Consider the following 18,317-nt stretch of genomic DNA (forward strand, 5'->3'; position numbering starts at 1 on the left):
TGGCTCGCCCTCCCTCGCGTCGAACTTCCCCGGCTTACGCCAAAATCGCTTCGATCCGCTCCAACACGTCCGCTTCGAGCTTGATGCCCGACGCCTTCGCGTTCTCGACGACCTGCTCCGGACGGCTGGCGCCGACGAGCGCGCTGGCGACGTTCGGCTGACGCAAAATCCAAGCGAGCGCCAGGTTGCCGACGGAGATGTCCAGCTCCTTCGCGATGCCTTCGAGCTGGCGCACCTTCGCCAGCTTCTCCTCGGTGATGCCGTTACGCATCCACTCGAGCTTCGCGGCGCGGCTGTCGGCCGGTACGTCGGTCGCGGACGTGTACTTGCCCGTCAGCAGCCCTTGCGCCAGCGGCGAGAAGACGACCTGGCCGATGCCGGAGCGTTCGCTGAGGGGGATGATCTCCTTTTCGATATAGCGATTGAACATGTTATACACCGGCTGATTGACGACGATGCGGTCGAGCAAATACTTGTCCGCCGTGCCGAGCGCTTCCGCGATCTGCGACGCCTGCCACTCGCTGACGCCGACGTACAGCACCTTCCCTTGGCGCACCAGATCGTCGATCGCCCGCAGCGTCTCGTACAGCGGCGTCTCCGGATCGTGACGGTGGCAGTAGTAGATATCGACATAGTCCAGACCCAGACGCTTCAAGCTCGCGTTCGCCTGCTCGATCACGTGCTTGCGGGACAAGCCGCGGTCGTTCGGACCGTCGCCCATCGGCCAAAACACCTTCGTCGCCAGGACGTACGACTCGTGAGGGTACGCTCTCAGCGTCTCCCCGACGACCTCTTCCGCGGCGCCTCGCTCGTATACGTTCGCCGTATCGAAGAAGTTAATACCGAGGTCGTACGCCGTCTTGATCGCGTTGACCGCGTTCTCCCGTTCGACGTAGCCCCCATATGTAAGCCAGCTCCCCAAGCTGATCTCGCTCACCTTCAGGCCGGTGCCGCCTAGCTTTCTGTAATTCATGTGTACATCCTCCTTCTTCCCGACGAAGCCGCCGAATCAGATTTAGGTTCTTTCTCTTTAAATCTTAGGACAGTTCCTATAAGATGTGAAGAAGGGAAAACCATTTCACTTAATTATATGGAGTGTACTTACTATACATAATATAGTTAATGCAAGGAGGATGTACGCATGACCATCGCGAAGAAAGCAAGCAGTTACATCCCGAAGACGCCGGACGTCATCGAGTGCAATATCGAGAAAACGTTGGACGTGTTGGGCGGAAAATGGGCATTCCTCGTCATTCGCGAATTGTTCTGCGGAACGCGCCGATTCGGCGAGCTGCAGCGGCTCATCCCCGCCGTCAGCCCGCGGGCGTTGACGAGTACGCTTCGCCATCTCGAGGATCACGGCGTCCTGGAGCGGCACGTCTTTCCGACCGTGCCGGTGACCGTCGAATATAAGCTGACGCCCAAAGGCCACGACCTGCACAAAATCTGTCACGAGATGAAGTTATGGGCGGCTCGGTGGACGTAGGGCGATCATTGCAATGTCCTTGAAAAGGAAAGCTCCGTGCCGAGTGTCGCACGGAGCTTCTATTGCTACGATTGGTTCTGTTCCAACCATGCAGCCAGCAAACTAGACGTCAAGTCCACTGCGGACTTTTCCTTCATATACCCCAAGTCCAAGCGCTCTCGGTGAAGAAGAAACAATCGATAGCCCCACTCGCAATCCGATGTAGAGATCCGATGAACACAAGCCCTCATCCGATCTAAGATAATATCTTCGATTCCTATAACATATACGTAGGAGTCTTCTGATAGTTTGAGCTTAATCACCTTGTCGCTGTCGGCCAAATCTAAGATATCGTTCGGAATCTCTATACTAATGCCAAGGCGTTCATGGTACCAGTGACGACCCGCCTTCATGAAACCTAATTGAATAAAGCACTCGTCGGCAATATCTCTTCTACTGAAAATCAGATCCACGTCCGACCAACTTATCGATCGCGACCAACGCTTGTTCAATATTCATAGTACCACTCGGTCCTACTAGAGTATCTGATTTTCCCCGCTTCCTCGGCCGCCTTCCACTTCTCTACGGCGATCCGGTCGAGGATTCCCTGTTCTTCCTCGTCTCGAGGGCGCCTGCGGAACGATCTATGCGAAGGTTTACTGGATAATAGGATACGCTCCGCTTCGGCTCTACCGACTTTAAGTTCTTGCTCCAACTGACGTAAATCCAACTGTTTCAATCCCATCACCGCCCCGACCGAGTTACTATTATTATAGCATCCGATTGGGAAAACGATACCCGGTTCGACAGACCCCGTCGCATTTTACGATCGGCTGCGCGACGGCGATTCAATCCTGAAAGTCTTCCGTCGCCGTAAGCGGATGGTCGGCCAGTATGCTCTCCACTTCCTCGTACCCGGTCGGGAAAGCATAGTTGTACCGCGCCGGAAGAGCGAACACATACTTGGAATTACGCCCGAGCTCGCTCGGACCGCTCGGCGCCGCGCCGACGTGCAGTTCGTCGTCTTGGATCCGGTCCCATTGCTCCGTCGTGAAGATCATGATCGGGATATCCTGCCTCGGCGCTTCCGCCGTCCATTCCGGATGACGGATGGACAGGAGCGGCCCCTTCGTTCCAGAAGATTCGGTCGCCTCCAGCGTCGTCCCTTCCCACTCGTCGACTACGATCGTGTACCCCTTCCAGCTGTCCGGCAAAGCGAAGTCGAATCCGTAATCGGCGTTTCGATACGTGCCGTCGCCCGCATCCGCATCGGTCGTATCCGTCGCGTCGTCCTGTGGGGCTTGCTCCTCCGCCGGGGTTTCCGACGGCTGCGGCGGGGAAGTCGCGTTCCCTACGCCGGTACAACCATATCCAACGCCCATCAGCGCCAGCATCGTTAAGAACAACAAAACTTTCTTCATTCCAACGGTCCCTCCCTATCTTAGATGATTCTCTATAGACGGGAACGGTTTCCGGATTGTTACACCCGATTCCTAACGGAAAATGCCGAAGTCGCATCGCGATCCGCGCTGCGCTTCGGCACCCTTTTCCGAACAAGCTGCCTATTCTCCCGTGAACTTCCCTTCGTGCACGATCTCGCTCAGCGGCTTGCGCGGCGACGGCTTCTCCCGCTCGCGCTGTCCCTCGGTCAAGACGGCGGGATCGCCGCGGTAGCCGATCGCGATGACGATCATCGGCTCGTAGTCGTCGGTGAAGCCGAGCGCCTCCTTCGCCTTAGCGGCGTCGAAGCCGCCCATCGCGTGCGTGACAAGCCCTTTGTTCGTGGCCTCGAGCGCCAGCGTCGCCCAGGACGCTCCGGCGTCGAACGCATACGTGCGCATCGGGTTGCCGTTGCGCGTCGACGTCTTCTTCGCCGCGAGCAGCGCCAACGCGGGCGCGCGTTCGCACCAGCTCCGATTCCCTTCGTTAATGAATTCGTAGAACGCCTCACGATCCTCTTTCGTTCGAGCGAGGACATAACGCCAAGGCTGCTCGTTGTTCGCCGACGGCGCGTACCGCGCCGCTTCGAACAGACCGAACAGAAGCTCTTCCGGCACCTCCCGCTCGTCGAACGCGCGGGGGGACCAACGCTGCAGCACGTTCGGATGAACCTCGTATGCGGTCGGCCGCGCTTCCCGCACCTCGTCGTCCGGACGGTTCGTCTCTGCCATATTCATGCACCTCCGACCTTCATTATGTAGGAAGCGCGGTTCGTTGTCCAAGTATCGTAAACGAATGCCTCCCCGGAGCAAACGCGAAAGAAGCCTGTAGTCATCCCCCGTCTACAGGCTTCTTTCGCGTTACAGCACTTCCTCCAGCTGTCTTCGGCTGTGCGAGTCGAGCGCCTGCCAGTCGGTAATTTCGCAGCGCTTGCCGCCCAGATCGGTCAGAATGACCCGACGATCGCCGGGATATTGCAGATGCTCGTGAAGATTTCGCATCGCCATCCGGGTCGGCCCTAGATGCGTCTGAAGCTCCCATAACCAGAGATCGGACTTGAATTTCACGCTGTCGACGCGCGTCACCTTCGGCAGGAAGTACCGATACTGAAGCTCCTTCGTCAGTTCGGCGACGCTTTCCTCGTTCAACTCCGCGATGTCGCGCACGATCCCAAGCTCCTCGCCCTTGGCGTCGCGGACCGATATATACTCCGTAGCGTACCGAAACGGGAACGCTCGGTAGACGACAAGCTCGCCGTACGGCTTGCCGTCTATGACGCCTTGGAGCACGCCGCCCTTGTTGCGGCTAAAATATGCGTCGTTCGGCCCCAGGATCCGGATATCGAAGCTTTCCGCCATCACCCCTCCACCCCCTTGATTTTGGACAACTCCTTCTGGGCGTCGACCAGCTTGCGATAGACGCCGTCCTCCTTCTCGAGAAGCTGCTCGTGCGTGCCGACTTCGACGATCTTCCCGCGCTCAAGAACGACCAGCCGGTCCGCGTTGCGGAGCGTAGACAGCCGATGGGCGATCGCGAACGTCGTTCTCCCTTGCACCAGCCTCGATATCGCCTCCTGAATTTGCCGCTCCGTCTCCGTATCGACGGAAGCGGTCGCTTCGTCGAGAATGAGAATGCGCGGGTCATGAATGATGGCTCGCGCGATCGCCACGCGCTGTTTCTCGCCGCCGGACAGCTTATGTCCCCGCTCGCCTACGCGCGTGTCGTAGCCGTCGGGCAGCCTGACGATGAAATCATGCGCGTTGGCGATCTTGGCCGCCCGCATAATTTCCTCCGGCGTCGCGTCGGACTTGGAATACGCGATATTGTCCGCGATCGAGCCGTCGAATAGGAACGTCTCCTGCAGGACGACGCCGATTTGCCTTCTTAAATCGGATTGGCCGATGCTGCGGATCGGGACGCCGTCGATGCGGATGTCTCCCTCGTCCGTGTCGTAAAATCTGCATATGAGATTGATGAAGGTCGACTTGCCGGCTCCCGAATGACCGACCAAACCGATCATCTCCCCGGCCTTTACTTGCAGATTGATATCTTTTAATACCGGGTGGTGTTTCTCGTAACCGTAGGTAACATTTTCGAAGACGACATCGCCCTTGATCACGCCGAGCGGCGCCGGCTCGAGCGCGTCGGGCACTTCAGACGGGGTATCCATAATTTCGAACACCCGATGGGCGGCGGCCATCGCATTGCTGGCCCAGTTGATCATCTGGCTGACCCATTGCAGCGGCCCGAACAGCATACCGAGGTACGCGATAAGGGCCATCAAGACCCCTAACTGCATCTCGCCGTTCAACACCTTGTTGCCCCCGCTGTACCATATCAGGAGCGTACCGATTCCCGCGATAAGGTTGAACGCCGGGAACATGAACTGCCAGAGCCCCTCCATCCGAATGTTGTTCCGAACGACGTCGACGTTGGCGTCGCCGTAGCGGGACATCTCCTCTCGCTCTCGGCCGAACGCCTTGACTACGCGAACGCCCTGCAGCGAGTCGCCGACCAGCGTATTGAGCCGGAATATGGAACGCCATTGCTGGTACCAACGGCGTCCGATCTTCGGCCAGATCGTCATCGACACCGCCACCATGACCGGCATCGGCAGCAGCGCGAACAAGGACAGCTTCCAATCCAGCGCGAACATAATGACGAAAATGGCGACGATGCGCATCGACTCGCCGCAGACGAAGACGACGCCGTCCGTCATGAACTGGCGCATCGCTTCCGCGTCGTTGTTGACGCGGCCGATGAACTGCGACGTCTGCCGACGGTCGAAGAAGGCCAGCGACAGTCTCATCAACGACCCGTAAATGTCCTTGCGCAGATCTCCCATCAGCTTGGAGCCGACCCACACTCCGATGAATCCTCTTACCGTCTGCATGGCGCTCATCAGCAACATGGTAAGACCTAATCCGGAGATAACAAGCAGGAGCGTAGAACCCATGCTTTTCGCCTGGAGCACATCGTCGATGATGACCTTCGTGAGATACGGCGGCACCAGTTCGACCAACGTCGTCCCTACCAACATACAAGCCGCTAGGGCCAGTTGGAGTTTGTACGGCTTCGCGTATCGCAGCATACGTCCGGCTACCTTGCCGTTGTTCAAGCATTGCTGGCACACCTGCGTGCCTTCGGCGAGCGGATTGCCGCAAGTCGGGCAATACCGCGGGAAGTCGCGCTCCGAGGCGACCGGCAGCTCCTCCTTCTTCGCCAGCGCTCCTATCAGCTTTGCGGCGAACGTGAAGACCGGGCTCAACGCGGCCGTATAGCGGGCAATCACGACCGGTCCGCCCTCCGTGTCGGCGAGCAGCGCGCCGCCGCCGATTCCGCCGACGGCTCTCGCGTCTTTCAGTTCCGCGGTCGACAATCGCAACGCCGCCGGACCTTCCTCCGGCCAGATCGCGATGTCGCTGCGGGTAACGGCGATCCACTGCAAGCCGAATCGTCCGTCTGGCAGAAGATCCGTCTTGGCGCTGAACAGCAGTTCGCCTGTAAGCTGCTTCCGAAGATGATCCGGAAGTCGATCCCGGGTCGGCATTGGCATCCCCCAATTGTGTTAACCGTTTCTATCATTTCATAAATTGGTATTTTGTTCCACGTCATAGAAAGTATAGCGCTTACTTTCGGACGTGACAACCTATCGTTTTGTATTCACATACCTATGATTCCCTTTGCGGCATCGCTTGCTCCTTTCCAACGAGATCGCTGACGGTTCAGCCATTGCTCGCCCAAATTGGGAACGTCATGTTCCCTAACAGCCGGGAGCATGGGCATTCCCCAAGTGCGGTCAGCCATTCAACGCCTGGGCGAGACGCCGTAAGGCGGATTGGCTGTGCCGGTAAAACGTCGTGCGGCTCATGTGGAAATCGTCGGCCAGTTGGTTTTTATTCCGAGCCTTCGTAAGGTAACTTTCCCGCAATATCCGCTGATCCAGCGGCGACAAGGGATGCGTGGGACGCTCTTCCGTCAGCAGCGCCAGCACCTTCCCGCGCAGCTCGTCCTTCGTCCGGTAACGTCCACCATCCCCGACGTACGGATCCAGCGCGTCGCCTTCGTCGTATAGCCGTTGCAGGATGAGCTTTGCGTCCTGTTCGGCCAGGCGCATCCGTTCGCCCGTCCCGCCGGCCGGCCGCTCCTCCCCGTTGCCGCCGTCCGCCCCCGTATGCCGAATGACCGTCTTCATCCAAGCGTCGAATCGAACGTGCCGGAAGTCGATCTCCCACTTCGTCATGCCGCCGACTTGTCCCAAATCGTGGAACCCGAACACCGACAGCAGACCGTTCAGCTGCGGGTCGGCCGACACCATCCTGCCTCTCCAGCCGCCGGTCATCATGATGAACCACTCCAGCATCAAGACGCCGCCGATTTCCTCCGGCTGGTAGACCGAGCGGCTGGAGTCGACGGCGGCAAGCGCCACGAGCATCGTATCCGCCGCCTCGGGAGGAAGCTGACGAAGCGATTCCGCTTCTTCCCCGAGCAATACCGGAAATTCGGGCGTGTACCGTTCGAGCAGCGGCATCGTCCGCGCATGCAGCAGGATGCCGGCGCTGAAGGCGATCGGGCGGCCCTCCGCGTTCCGTACGACGCAGATCCCCTCAGGGGAATGCGCCGCGATCTCTTCGAGCAGCGCCGCATACTGTCCCGCGAGCGCCAGCTCCGATTGCCAATTGTTCTCCTCCACGGACGCGGCCAGCAGCCGCTGCAGCTCCGGCAAGTCGGCCGGCTCGAACGGGCGCCGCTCCCCGATGTCCACGTTGGACGTAAAGACGGCGTAGGCGTTGGTCGAGGGCAGAAACTCTCGGTACAGCTCCAAGACGTGACCCGCGATCCGCATCTGCGACTTCTTGTCGGCTTCGGGGAACCGCTCCTCCAGCAGCGCGAACGCCTTCCGGCGCAGCCGTCGGAACGCCTCCGGGAACGCGGCGGCGTAATCCTCGCGCAGCAGGCGGGCGACCAGCGGATGCAGCGCCCATCCTTGCGGCGTCCCGAGGACGAACGACAGCCGTCCCAGCGCATGCACGTCGGCGACGTCGAGGGGAGCGTCCAGCATTCGATTCAGCGTCTGCGGGTCGGACGGCGGCAGCAGCGACATCGCGGTCAAGACGCGGTGCAGCGACGGCGAGGTCGCTTCCCGCAGCAATTCGGCCGTGACGATCGAAGGGATCCCGCGAGGCGCGGCTTCGCCGTTCGAACGCATCCACTCGACGGTAAGCGCGAGCAGGAGCGGATGCCCCTCCGACTTCCGCGCGATCTCCTCCTGTACGTCCGCCGCGAGGCCGCTATGCCGCAAGTACGCCTGCACCTCCCGCCGCGTGAACGGCTGCAGCGGAAAGGAGCGAACGCGGGGCCCCCAATGCGGATTCGTTCGCCAGGTCAAGGGCAGACCGTTCCGAGACGCCGCCGCGAGCAGCACCTGAGCGGATGCCAGCTTCGGCAGGAAGCTGGACAGCAGCCAGCCCTCGAGACGATCGATCCGCTCGCCGTTATCCAGCAGCAGCACGGTCCGCTGCCGCGACAATTCGGCGACGACGAAGGTTAACAGCGGCATGTCCGCCGGACGCGTACGACCGTACTCGCTCTCCAGCGTCGTCTCCAGACCGGTCAGGAACGCGCCGGACGTGGACGTCTCGCCCGACCCGTCCAGCCACAACGTCATCGCCGATGCCCGACCGGCGCCGCGCGCCATCTCCATCAGCAGCGTCGTCTTGCCGATCCCCCCGATGCCCGAGATCGAAAAGACCGTCGTCTCGGCGGCCGGATCCGTCATCCATTCCTCGAATCTCGCTATCTCTTCGACGAAGCCGATCACAGGTACTCGATTCATCCCGCACTCAACTTTCTTCGGACAAAGTATGAAATATGAAACAAAAACGAAACATTCCAGAACCTACTATTATTTTATACTATGAAAAGGTCTGAATACATTTCATCTTGCACGCAACGAAGGAGCAATGCATCTATGAAACGCATTTCCTTATTCGTAGTCTGGACGATCGTCCTGGCGCTCGCGATTCCGCCGGGATGGCACATGCCGTCGGCCCGCGCCGCCGAGCCGCCGGTTCCGCCCGTCGTCGACGGGTGGGTGCAGGTGTCCACCGCCGCCCAGCTGATGTACCTGAACGAAAATCAAACGGAGTACGTCGCGGGAAACATCCGGCTGACGAACGATATCGCGCTGCCGGAAGGCTTCGAGTGGAGACCGTTCGGCGGCAACGGCGTCCCGGCTTTCAGCGGCGTCTTCGACGGCGGGGGACACCGCGTTACCGGCGTCTCGATCGTAGACGACGCCGGAGACGACGGCGACGATTACGCGTACGCCGGATTTTTCGGCGATACTCGCGGTACCGTTAACAACCTCGGTGTGTCGGTCGACATCTTCGCCGGCGAATACGCAGGCGGGTTGGCCGGAGTGCAGAGCGGCGGCCTCATCGACCGCTCCTATTCGGTAGGAATCGTGAGAGGAAAGCTAGGGGCCGGGAGTGCCTCCGTCGTCGCGGGACTCGTCGGCGCGTCGAATAACGCGAGTATCGCGCGCTCCTACTCCGCGGCCTCCGTCGACAGCGGAACCGCGCCTAATATTTACGCAGCGGGTCTCGTCGGAAGCAAAGGCGCGGGCGACGTCGACGACGTGTATGCGAGAGGCTCCGTCTCCAACCGAAGCGGAGGCGTCTATCTGCACTCCGCGGGTCTCGCGGCGTTCCTCATTAACGGCGACATACGGGGCGCCTATTCGGCCGGACCGGTCGGTGCCGCCCCCCCGGGGACGGCCTACCCCTTCGTCCGCGGATTTATCGCCTCTATCGCCTCCACCGGCAACGTCGCGAGCTCGTATTTCGATCGCGACGCGAGCGGTACGACGGACGGAGGGGCGGGCGGGGCGATCGGCCTTCCGACCGCTTCGATGAAGCAAGCGTCCAGTTACGCGGGGTGGGATTTCGCGAATACGTGGGTCATCCATCCGAGCGTGAACGACGGGTACCCGTACTTGCGCCACGCGATCGTGACGGAGTCGCTGCCCTCCGCAACGAAGGACGTACCTTATTCTTATACGCTCGGCGCTTTCGAAGGCGCGGATACGACGTTGAATTGGAGCGCCGACGGGCTGCCGACCGGGATGACGATGAACGGGGCGGGGGCGATTCAAGGGACGCCCGAACAGTCGGGCGCGTTCGAGGTGACCGTCACCGCCGTCGATGCTGGGGGCGTCGGCGATTCGAAGACGTTCTCCCTGGTCATCGAAGCATACGCTTCGGAACCGGCTTCGTTCGCGGTCGGACCGGGCGCCGCCTACGGTACGACCCGGGCGACCGCGGTTCCCGGCGCGGCGGACCATACGTTCCTATATACGCTTACCGGCTCTGCGCCTGAGCGGCCGCTCGTCGGAGCCGACGTTCCGGCGGAAGCGATCGCGTATGAGGCGGGCAGCGACATTCCGTCGGCGAACGTCGGCCAATACCTGGCCCTCTACGAAGCCGACGCACAAGGGCGGGTCGCGGCATGGGGGAGCGTCGCGCTCGAGGCGGGGCATATCCAGTCGTCCGTCGGCACGGTGACGGGATCGGTCTACGGCGTAGGCGACGTTCCGATCGCTGGCGCGACCGTCTCCATCGACGCCGCGTCGACGACGACCGACGTATACGGACGCTTCGCGCTCGCGAACGTCGGGCAAGGCGGCCGAACGCTGCAGGCGGTCGCCGGCGGATACGATCCGGCGGACGTCGCCATCGTCGTCGTCGCGGGCGAGACGGTCGATATCGGGATCGTCTCGCTCTCGCCGACGCCGATTCCGGCCACCGGCGTGCGCATCGACGCGTCCGACTTCACGATGACCGTCGGCGATCCGCCTCGGCGGCTGACCGCGACGGTCGAACCGGCGAACGCTTCCGATCCGACCGTCGTCTGGCGCTCCGATCGCGAGGACATCGCGACGGTCAGCCCCTCGGGCGAGGTGGCGGCCGTCGCTCCGGGCGTCGTGACGATCGCGGCGACGACGGCGGACGGCGCGCATACGGATCGCGTCGCCGTGACGGTGATGCCGGCGCCGCCGACCGTCGGCTCGGTGACGGGCGCGGTGTACGGCGCGAACGGCAATCCGCTCGCCGTCGCGACGGTGTCCGTCGACGGCGTAGAGACGACGACCGACGTTCGCGGAAGCTTCGCGCTGACGAACGTCGCGCCGGGCAGCCGGACGGTGCGCGCGAGCGCCTCCGGGCATTCCCCGAAGGACGTCGCCGTCGTCGTCGTCGCGGGCGAGACGGTCGACGTCGGAACGATCGCCTTGTCGGCCGTCCGCGCGGACGACGACGATGACGACGAGGACGACTTCACCGCTTCGCCGGCGCCGGCGTCTCCGGCAGTCGAGACGATGCAAGTCAAGCTGAACGGAACGAGCCTAGCGATTCCCGTTCGACGGGAAACCGCGCCCGACGGCCGAAGCGCGCTGCGCTTGATCGCGGACGCGTCGATCGTAAGCGAGCTGTTCGCGGCCGGCGGCATCGCCGTCGTCGAAGCGAACGTCGATGACCCGATCGTGAAGCTCGACCTGCCCGCCTCGGCGCTAAGGGAAGCGCGGGAAGCGTACCCCGACGCGGCGCTGGAGCTGCGGGTCGACGGCGCGAGCTACAGGCTTCCGCTGCGCTACTGGCCGTCGCTCCCGGAAGCGGACACGCTGACGATCGCAATCGCGGATGCCGCGGGCGACGTCCAAGTCCGCGTGAGGAACGAATTGGCGAAGCAAGGCTATGAGATGCTCGCCCTTCCCGTCGACTTCTCGCTGTACCTCGACGGGACGGAGCTGACCGGACGAGGCGAAGCGTATACCGTACGGACGGTCGCATTGGACGCCTTCCCCGATCCGCGTGCGTCTACCGTCGTGTGGGTCGATGCGAATAGCCGGCCTCATTACATCCCGTCGACCTTCCGTCCGACCGAGAACGGAGGCGGCGAAGCGGAATTTTACGCGCCGCATAACAGCCTGTACACCGTCATTCGAACGGAGCGGACGTTCTCCGACGTCCAAGGGCATTGGGCTCAAGACGACATCGAGCGGCTCGCGAACAAGCTGATCGTCGCGGGAGCGGCGGAGAACGCATTCCGTCCCGAGGATCCGGTCACTCGCGCCGAATTCGTCGCCTTGCTCGTTCGATCGCTGGGGCTGACCGAGTCGACGCGCGGCGCGCGCTTCGCCGACGTCTCGACGCGCGACTGGTACGCCGGGGCGGCGGGCGCGGCGGGCGAAGCGGGGCTGCTGACCGGGTACGAGGACGGCACGTTCCGACCGAACGCCCCGGTGACGCGGGAGCAGATGGCGGTCCTGCTCGACCGGGCGATGGCGTTCGCTTTCGGCGACGCGAGCCCGACAACGTCGTCGATTTCGGCGGCGCGATTCAAGGATGCCGAAGACATCTCCGGCTGGGCGGGCGCCTCGATCGCGAGGCTGGTCGAAGCGGAAGTGCTGCAGGGCGGCCCGGACGCGCTCTTCCTGCCGCAAGCGACGGCTACGCGCGCGCAGTGCGCCGCCGCGCTGCGGCGTATGCTGCTGACTCTTCAATTTATCGACGCGGAATAAACATAGAAGCGGGGCTGCAGGCATCATGCGGCTCCGCTTTCTTTCATGTGTAGGTCAAACCGGAGACAATGTCGTATATATCGACTTCACGTTGCTATATAATGGAAAGGACGATCAAGAGGTTAGGAGGGTTCGCCATTGGATTGCAAACGCCACCCGGGCGTCGCCGCGGCGCATGCCTGTCGGCAATGCGGAACGCCCCTGTGCGAAGGCTGCTTCGATCCCGCGACGGGCGCCTGCCGGGACGGCTGCAAGCGTACCGGCACCGCGGGGGGAATGATTCCCGGACGTAACGTCTGGGTGAAGACGCTCGTCTCCATTCTTGCCATCATCGGCGCCATTACAGTGCTGCTTCTGGCGTTGTGCGCCGGAATCCTCTTTACGAATTTAGGCTGAGTTGGAGGCGGATCGGTTGTCGTTCCCTGTATACATCGCCATCGGCTCGTGGCAGCTGCATCCGCACGTCGTCTTCGAGTCGCTGTCGTACTTTATCGGCTTCCGGGTGTATTTATGGACTCGGACCAAAGGCGGCATCCCGCCGCTGATCGGCCTGCAAATCATCGCCGGCGCCATGGTCGGAGCGGCGGCGGGCTCGAAGCTGCTGTTCTGGCTGGAAGATCCGCTGCTGACCGTCTCGCACGCCGCCGCCGGCGATTGGACCGCGCTGCTCGCGGGCAAGACGATCGTCGGAGGGCTGCTCGGCGGGCTGATCGGCGTGGAGCTCGCGAAGAAGCTGGCCGGTTGGAAGTCGTCGACCGGCGACGACTTCGTGCTGCCGCTCATCGTCGGCATGTGCATCGGGCGCGTCGGCTGCTTCTTGACCGGGCTCGAGGACGGCACGCACGGCACGCCGACGAGTTGGCCCATCGGCGTCGACTTCGGCGACGGCGTCCCTCGCCATCCGACGCAGCTCTACGAGATCGCCTTCCTGGTCGGGTTGGGAACGGCGCTGCACGTTATCCGCGGACGCATGCGGCGCGGCGACGCGTCTCTCCCTCCGGGAGCGGCGTTCCAGCTGTTCATGGCCGCTTACTTGCTGTACCGATTCGCCATCGATTTTATCAAGCCCACGCCTCACTTCTATCTGGGGCTTAACAACATTCAGCTCGCTTGCGCGGCGGGGCTGACGTACTACGCCGCGCTGCTGTCCAGATGGATCGATCCGAAGAAACGGGGGATACGCCATGCCCGCTAATCGACCTTATGTATTCCACGAACTGACGAACAGCATCTGCTCGACGTGTTTCCGGAAGGTAGAGGCTAAGATCGTTATCGAAAACGAGAAGGTGTTCATGCACAAGCGCTGCTTGCGGCATGGGCCGGAGAAGGTGCTTCTCTCGATGGACGTCGAGTACTACAAGCGGTGCCGCGACTTCAATAAGCCGTCGGAGATGCCGCTGCAATGGAACACTCCGATCCGTTACGGCTGCCCCTACGACTGCGGGCTGTGCCCGGATCACGAGCAGCACAGCTGCCTCACCTTGATCGAAGTCACGGACCAATGCAATCTGCAATGCCCGATATGCTACGCGGAATCGGGACCGCATCGGGCGACCTACCGCTCCCTCGAGCAGATCGAAGCGATGTTCGACAGGGTCGTCCGTAACGAAGGAGAACCCGACATCGTGCAAATCAGCGGCGGGGAACCGACGACGCATCCGAACTTTTTCGAAATCCTCGATCTTGCGAAGAAGAAACCTATCAAACATCTGATGGTGAACACGAACGGCATCCGCATTGCGCAGGACCGCGAGTTCGCCAAGCGGTTGGCTTCCTATATGCCGGGATTCGAGCTGTATTTGCAGTTCGACAGCTTCGAGGCGGATACGCTCAAGGAGCTGCGAGGCGCAGACCTGCGAGGCATCCGCGCGAAGGCGATCGAGCATTTGAACGAGTTCAACGTCTCGACGACGCTCGTCGTTACGCTTAAGAAAGGGCTGAACGACCGGGAAATCGGCGATATCATCCGGTACGGACTGAAGCAGCGGGCGGTGCGGGGCGTCACCTTCCAGCCGATCCAGGCGGCCGGGCGCCTCGACGAGTACGATCCGTCGAAGGACCGACTGACGCTCAGCGAGGTGCGCCGCGGCATTATCGAGCAATCCGGCGTCTTCCGGGAAGAGGATATGCTGCCGGTGCCCTGCCACCCGGACTGTCTGGCGATGGGCTACGCCCTGAAGCTCGGCGACGAGGTCGTTCCGCTCACCGGCATGATCGATCCGGCCGTTCTCCTCGAGGGCGGGCGCAACACGATCGTGTTCGAGTCGGACGAGACGCTCAAGTCGCACATCTTCAAGCTGTTCTCGACGGCGCACTCCCCGGAATCGTCCGCGCTGTCGCTGAAGAGTCTGCTCTGCTGCCTGCCGATGGCGGCCGCGCCCGACGCGATCGGCTACGACAACGTATTCCGCGTCATCATCATGCAGTTTCTAGACGCGTATAACTTCGACGTCCGATCCGTCAAGAAGTCGTGCGTGCACATCGTCCACCCGGACGGCCGCGTCATTCCGTTCGACACGTACAACATGTTTTACCGGGACGATAAAGAGCAGCTTCTTGCGGAACGAAAGGCGGAAGTCGCCGAGGCGTTCGGGCTTGCCGCTCCGAAATAAGACGATGATCGCCCCTTACGGACAGCTCGCGGCTCAGCTCGCGGTCGTGCTATTCTTCGTCAACCTGAGCTTGGCGTTCCTCTTCTTCGTCATTAAGCGGAGCGCTTGGAAAGCGGTCAAGGTCGCCTCCGTGAAGCTCGCCAGAAAGCTCATGAAATCGCATATCTACGTCGGCATCGCCGGCACGGCGCTCATCGTTATTCACGCAGGCGTTATGCTCGCCCAGCTCGGACGTTACGTCGGTTATGTTCATCCGAAAATGGTCAGCGGCTACGCGGCGATTCTGCTGCTCGCTATAACGGTAGCGGCAGGGTACCTGCGCAGCCGAAGGGCTTCCGGCTTCCGCCGGAAATTCCACTTAACGGCTGCGCTCGTCTTCGCCGGATTGTTTCTGGCGCACATCTTCGTCCGCTAAATCGAAAACGCCCCCGTCCGGACGCAAGTCCGGCGGGGGCGCTTCCTTTTCCAAATCTACCTTACACGCTTTGCCCGAAATCGCTTCCACTGAAAATACATAAAGCAGCCGACGCAAAACCCGCATAACGCGGCGACCACCGCGCCGGTCAGCATCGCCAGGCTCGCGTAAGCGACCGCCTTCGCTTGCAGCAGCCAGGCGATCAGCGCCGTCGCAAGGAAGAGAATCGCCAGCAGATTATTGAATCGGAGGAGCTCTCGGCTTTCCGTTCGGGTGCTCTTCGGGAAGAGCGGGGACAATAAGCGAACGAAAGGATTGTACCGAATGCCTGCCCAACGTCCGATCAGCTGCACCGCTAACGGAATCGCAAGCACCCACGCTTGCTGAGTAAGCACGCTTGCGACGACGCTGAGCAGAATGCCGAGCTGATTCCCTCGAACCCGATGCAGCGGAACTTCATCTATGCAGTCGTAAGCGGATGCGGCGTTCTTGGACATGGCGAAGCTCCTTCCCGAATATTGCCGTTTGCGGTTATTGTACCACAATTCCGAGTATTACTTCTTGCCATCGTCGCCGCCGAGCTGCAGCTTCTTCAGCGCCTCGGCGAGCGCGTTGTTGATCGGCGCTTCTTCCTTCTCCTGAGATTGGAGGAACTTCTGCACCGACCGCTTATCCATCTTGCCGCCGCCCGTCTCCTTGGCCCGCCGCGCCTCGAACGCCGACAGCTTCTCGCGGTAACCGCAGCCGACGCCGACGCAGACGAAAATTTGCCCTTCGCCCTCGCCGCGAAGCTCCAGCTTCTTCTTGCATTGCGGACAACGGGCGTTCGTCACGCGCGAGACGTTCTTCCGCTTGCCGCATTCGCGGTCTTGGCAGACGAGCATCTTCCCCTTCTTCCCGTTCACCTCGAGCATCGGCTTGCCGCAATCCGGACACGCCGTCCGCGTCACGTTGTCGTGTTTGTATTGCTTGTCGCTCCCCTTGATTTCCGAGACGACGGTCTTCGTGTATTGCTTAATCTCGCTAATAAAGACGTCCTTCTTGAGCTGCCCCTTCGCGATCCGTTCCAGCTTCCGCTCCCATTCCCCCGTCAGCGCCGGCGATTGGAGATCGGCCGGGACGAGCTCGAGCAGCTGCCGCCCCTTATTCGTAAGGTAAATCTCCTTGCCGCCGCGCTTCTCGATCAAGAACGAGTTGAACAGCTTCTCGATAATGTCCGCTCGCGTTGCGACCGTCCCGAGACCGCCCGTCGACTTCAGCGTCTCGCTAAGCTGCTTCTGATCCTGCGCCAGGAACGGCGTCGGATTTTCCATCGCGGACAACAGCGTCGCTTCGTTGAATCGGGCCGGCGGCTTCGTCTGGCCCGACGTCTGAGCGATCAGGCGGACGGAGAGCGTCTGCCCCTTCTCGATCCGCGGGAGAACCTGCTCCCGGATGTCGTCCGGCGCGTCCTCGTCCTCGAATCTAGCGTCGTATACTTCTTTCCAGCCCGCCTGCAGCACCGTCTTGCCCCGCGCCGCGAACGACTCGCCGCCGATCGCCGCGTGCACGGTCAGCTGCTCGTACTCGAACGCCGGGAACAGCACCGCGAGGAATCGCCGCACGATCAGGTCGTAAATTTTCCGCTCCTTCTCGCTCATCGCGGACAAATTCACCGGCTCCTCCGTCGGCACGATCGCGTGGTGGTCGCTCACCTTGCTGTCGTCGATGAACGCGGCCGACGCCGACACCGGCTTATTCCAAACTTTCGCCGCGAGCGCGCGATACGGTCCGACGCCGCAGCCCCGCAGCCGGTCCGGAATCGTGCCCGCCATATCCTTGGACAGGTAACGCGAATCCGTACGCGGATAGGTCACTGCCTTGTGCTGCTCGTACAGCTTCTGCATGATGCTCAAGGTTTCTTTCGCCGAGAAGCCGAACAGCTTGTTGCCGTCCCGCTGCAGCTCCGTAAGGTCGTACAGCGCCGGCGCATGGGACTTCTTCGGCTTCCGATCGATCGACGTCACGACCGCGTTCTGCCGCCCGAGCTTGTTCACGATCGCGGCGATGCGCTCCTGGTCGAAGCTCCGGCTGTTCCCGCTCGCATCCTGCCACGTCAGCGTTACGTTGTCGGTCGTGCGCGCTTCGATGCCGTAATACGTCTTCGGTTGAAAACGATGGATCTCCTCTTCCCGCTGCGCGATGATCGCCACCACCGGCGTCTGGACGCGGCCGCAGTTCAGCTGCGCGTTGAACTTCGTCGACAGCGCCCGACTCGCGTTCAGCCCGACGTACCAGTCGGCTTCCGAACGAGCGACCGCCGAGTGGTAGAGGTTCTCGTAGTCTTTCCCCGGCTTCAGCTGGCGGAATCCTTCCAGGATCGCCTTGTCCGTCACGGAGCTGATCCACAGCCGCTTGATCGGCTTGTCGACCTTCGCCTTCTCGAGAATCCAACGCGCGACGAGCTCGCCCTCGCGTCCGGCGTCCGTCGCGATGACGATCTCGTTCACGTCGCCGCGGGTCAGCTGCGACTTCACCGCCGCGAACTGCCGGCTCGACTGCTTGATGACCGTCAGCTGCAGCCGCTCCGGCATCATCGGCAGATCCTCCAGCCGCCACGTTTTGTATTTGTCGTCATACGCTTCCGGGTCCGCCAGCGTCACCAAGTGACCCAGCGCCCAAGTGACGATGTCGTTCGCCCCTTCCAGGAAGCCGTCGCCTTTCTTATCGCATCTCAGCACCCGCGCCAGATCGCGCGCCACCGAGGGCTTCTCCGCCAATACCAACCGTTTCGCCATGATGAAACACTCGACTCCTTTTCCGAAG

Annotated in this window: 14 protein-coding genes; 6 read left to right on the forward strand and 8 right to left on the reverse strand. The window is 61.6% G+C overall.

All coding sequences use genetic code 11. The features are described 5' to 3' along the window. Positions 1-34: 34 nt before the first annotated feature. Positions 35-973, reverse strand: a complete 939-nt coding sequence (locus FE782_RS01510; RefSeq protein ID WP_138191784.1) for an aldo/keto reductase family protein — start codon at positions 971-973, stop codon at positions 35-37. Positions 974-1,141: 168 nt separating this feature from the next. Here FE782_RS01510 and FE782_RS01515 point away from each other — a divergent pair, with 168 nt between their 5' ends. Further along, positions 1,142-1,486: a winged helix-turn-helix transcriptional regulator gene (locus FE782_RS01515; RefSeq protein WP_202914462.1), complete on the forward strand. Its 345-nt coding sequence runs from the start codon at positions 1,142-1,144 to the stop codon at positions 1,484-1,486. Between the two features lie 827 nt (positions 1,487-2,313). Here the strand turns inward: FE782_RS01515 and FE782_RS01520 are convergent. The 5 genes from FE782_RS01520 to FE782_RS01540 all read right to left on the reverse strand — a co-directional run bounded on the left by FE782_RS01520 (position 2,314) and on the right by FE782_RS01540 (position 8,741). Continuing rightward, positions 2,314-2,886, reverse strand: coding sequence for a hypothetical protein (locus tag FE782_RS01520; protein WP_138191786.1), 573 nt, complete (start codon positions 2,884-2,886; stop codon positions 2,314-2,316). 141 nt (positions 2,887-3,027) lie between these two features. Then, the gene (locus FE782_RS01525; RefSeq protein WP_138191788.1) at positions 3,028-3,636 is read right to left on the reverse strand and encodes a nitroreductase family protein; all 609 of its coding nucleotides are present in this window, start codon (positions 3,634-3,636) and stop codon (positions 3,028-3,030) included. A gap of 129 nt (positions 3,637-3,765) precedes the next feature. Beyond that, positions 3,766-4,263 carry a DUF1854 domain-containing protein gene (locus FE782_RS01530; protein ID WP_138192400.1) on the reverse strand — a complete coding sequence of 166 codons (498 nt, stop codon included), beginning with the start codon at positions 4,261-4,263 and terminating at the stop codon, positions 3,766-3,768. Then, positions 4,263-6,455 carry an ABC transporter ATP-binding protein gene (locus FE782_RS01535; protein WP_138191790.1) on the reverse strand — a complete coding sequence of 731 codons (2,193 nt, stop codon included), beginning with the start codon at positions 6,453-6,455 and terminating at the stop codon, positions 4,263-4,265. Before FE782_RS01535 ends, FE782_RS01530 begins: the two co-directional genes overlap by 1 nt. A gap of 249 nt (positions 6,456-6,704) precedes the next feature. Then, a complete protein-coding gene (locus FE782_RS01540) occupies positions 6,705-8,741 on the reverse strand; it encodes a bacterio-opsin activator (protein WP_138191792.1) in 2,037 nt (678 codons plus the stop codon). Positions 8,742-8,876: 135 nt separating this feature from the next. On the opposite strand from FE782_RS01540, the gene FE782_RS01545 reads away from it, so the two are divergent. From FE782_RS01545 to FE782_RS01565, 5 genes are all read left to right on the forward strand, one after another. Then, positions 8,877-12,485 carry an S-layer homology domain-containing protein gene (locus FE782_RS01545; protein WP_138191794.1) on the forward strand — a complete coding sequence of 1,203 codons (3,609 nt, stop codon included), beginning with the start codon at positions 8,877-8,879 and terminating at the stop codon, positions 12,483-12,485. 138 nt (positions 12,486-12,623) lie between these two features. Next, entirely contained in the window at positions 12,624-12,881 is a 258-nt protein-coding gene (locus FE782_RS01550) for a hypothetical protein (protein WP_138191796.1), read from the forward strand. A 16-nt stretch (positions 12,882-12,897) separates the two neighbouring features. Next, entirely contained in the window at positions 12,898-13,680 is a 783-nt protein-coding gene (locus FE782_RS01555; RefSeq protein WP_138191798.1) for a prolipoprotein diacylglyceryl transferase, read from the forward strand. Beyond that, a complete protein-coding gene (locus FE782_RS01560; protein ID WP_138191800.1) occupies positions 13,670-15,097 on the forward strand; it encodes a radical SAM protein in 1,428 nt (475 codons plus the stop codon). The genes FE782_RS01555 and FE782_RS01560 overlap by 11 nt, the downstream gene beginning before the upstream one ends. Beyond that, the gene (locus tag FE782_RS01565) at positions 15,081-15,512 is read left to right on the forward strand and encodes a hypothetical protein (RefSeq protein WP_138191802.1); all 432 of its coding nucleotides are present in this window, start codon (positions 15,081-15,083) and stop codon (positions 15,510-15,512) included. Before FE782_RS01560 ends, FE782_RS01565 begins: the two co-directional genes overlap by 17 nt. A 56-nt stretch (positions 15,513-15,568) precedes the next feature. On the opposite strand, the gene FE782_RS01570 is transcribed toward FE782_RS01565, so the two are convergent. Continuing rightward, entirely contained in the window at positions 15,569-16,009 is a 441-nt protein-coding gene (locus FE782_RS01570; RefSeq protein ID WP_138191804.1) for a DUF4395 domain-containing protein, read from the reverse strand. 57 nt (positions 16,010-16,066) lie between these two features. Further along, positions 16,067-18,289: a DNA topoisomerase III gene (locus tag FE782_RS01575; RefSeq protein ID WP_138191806.1), complete on the reverse strand. Its 2,223-nt coding sequence runs from the start codon at positions 18,287-18,289 to the stop codon at positions 16,067-16,069. Positions 18,290-18,317: the final 28 nt, after the last annotated feature.

It is taken from the genome of Paenibacillus antri (assembly GCF_005765165.1).
GTDB lineage: Bacteria > Bacillota > Bacilli > Paenibacillales > YIM-B00363 > Paenibacillus_AE > Paenibacillus_AE antri.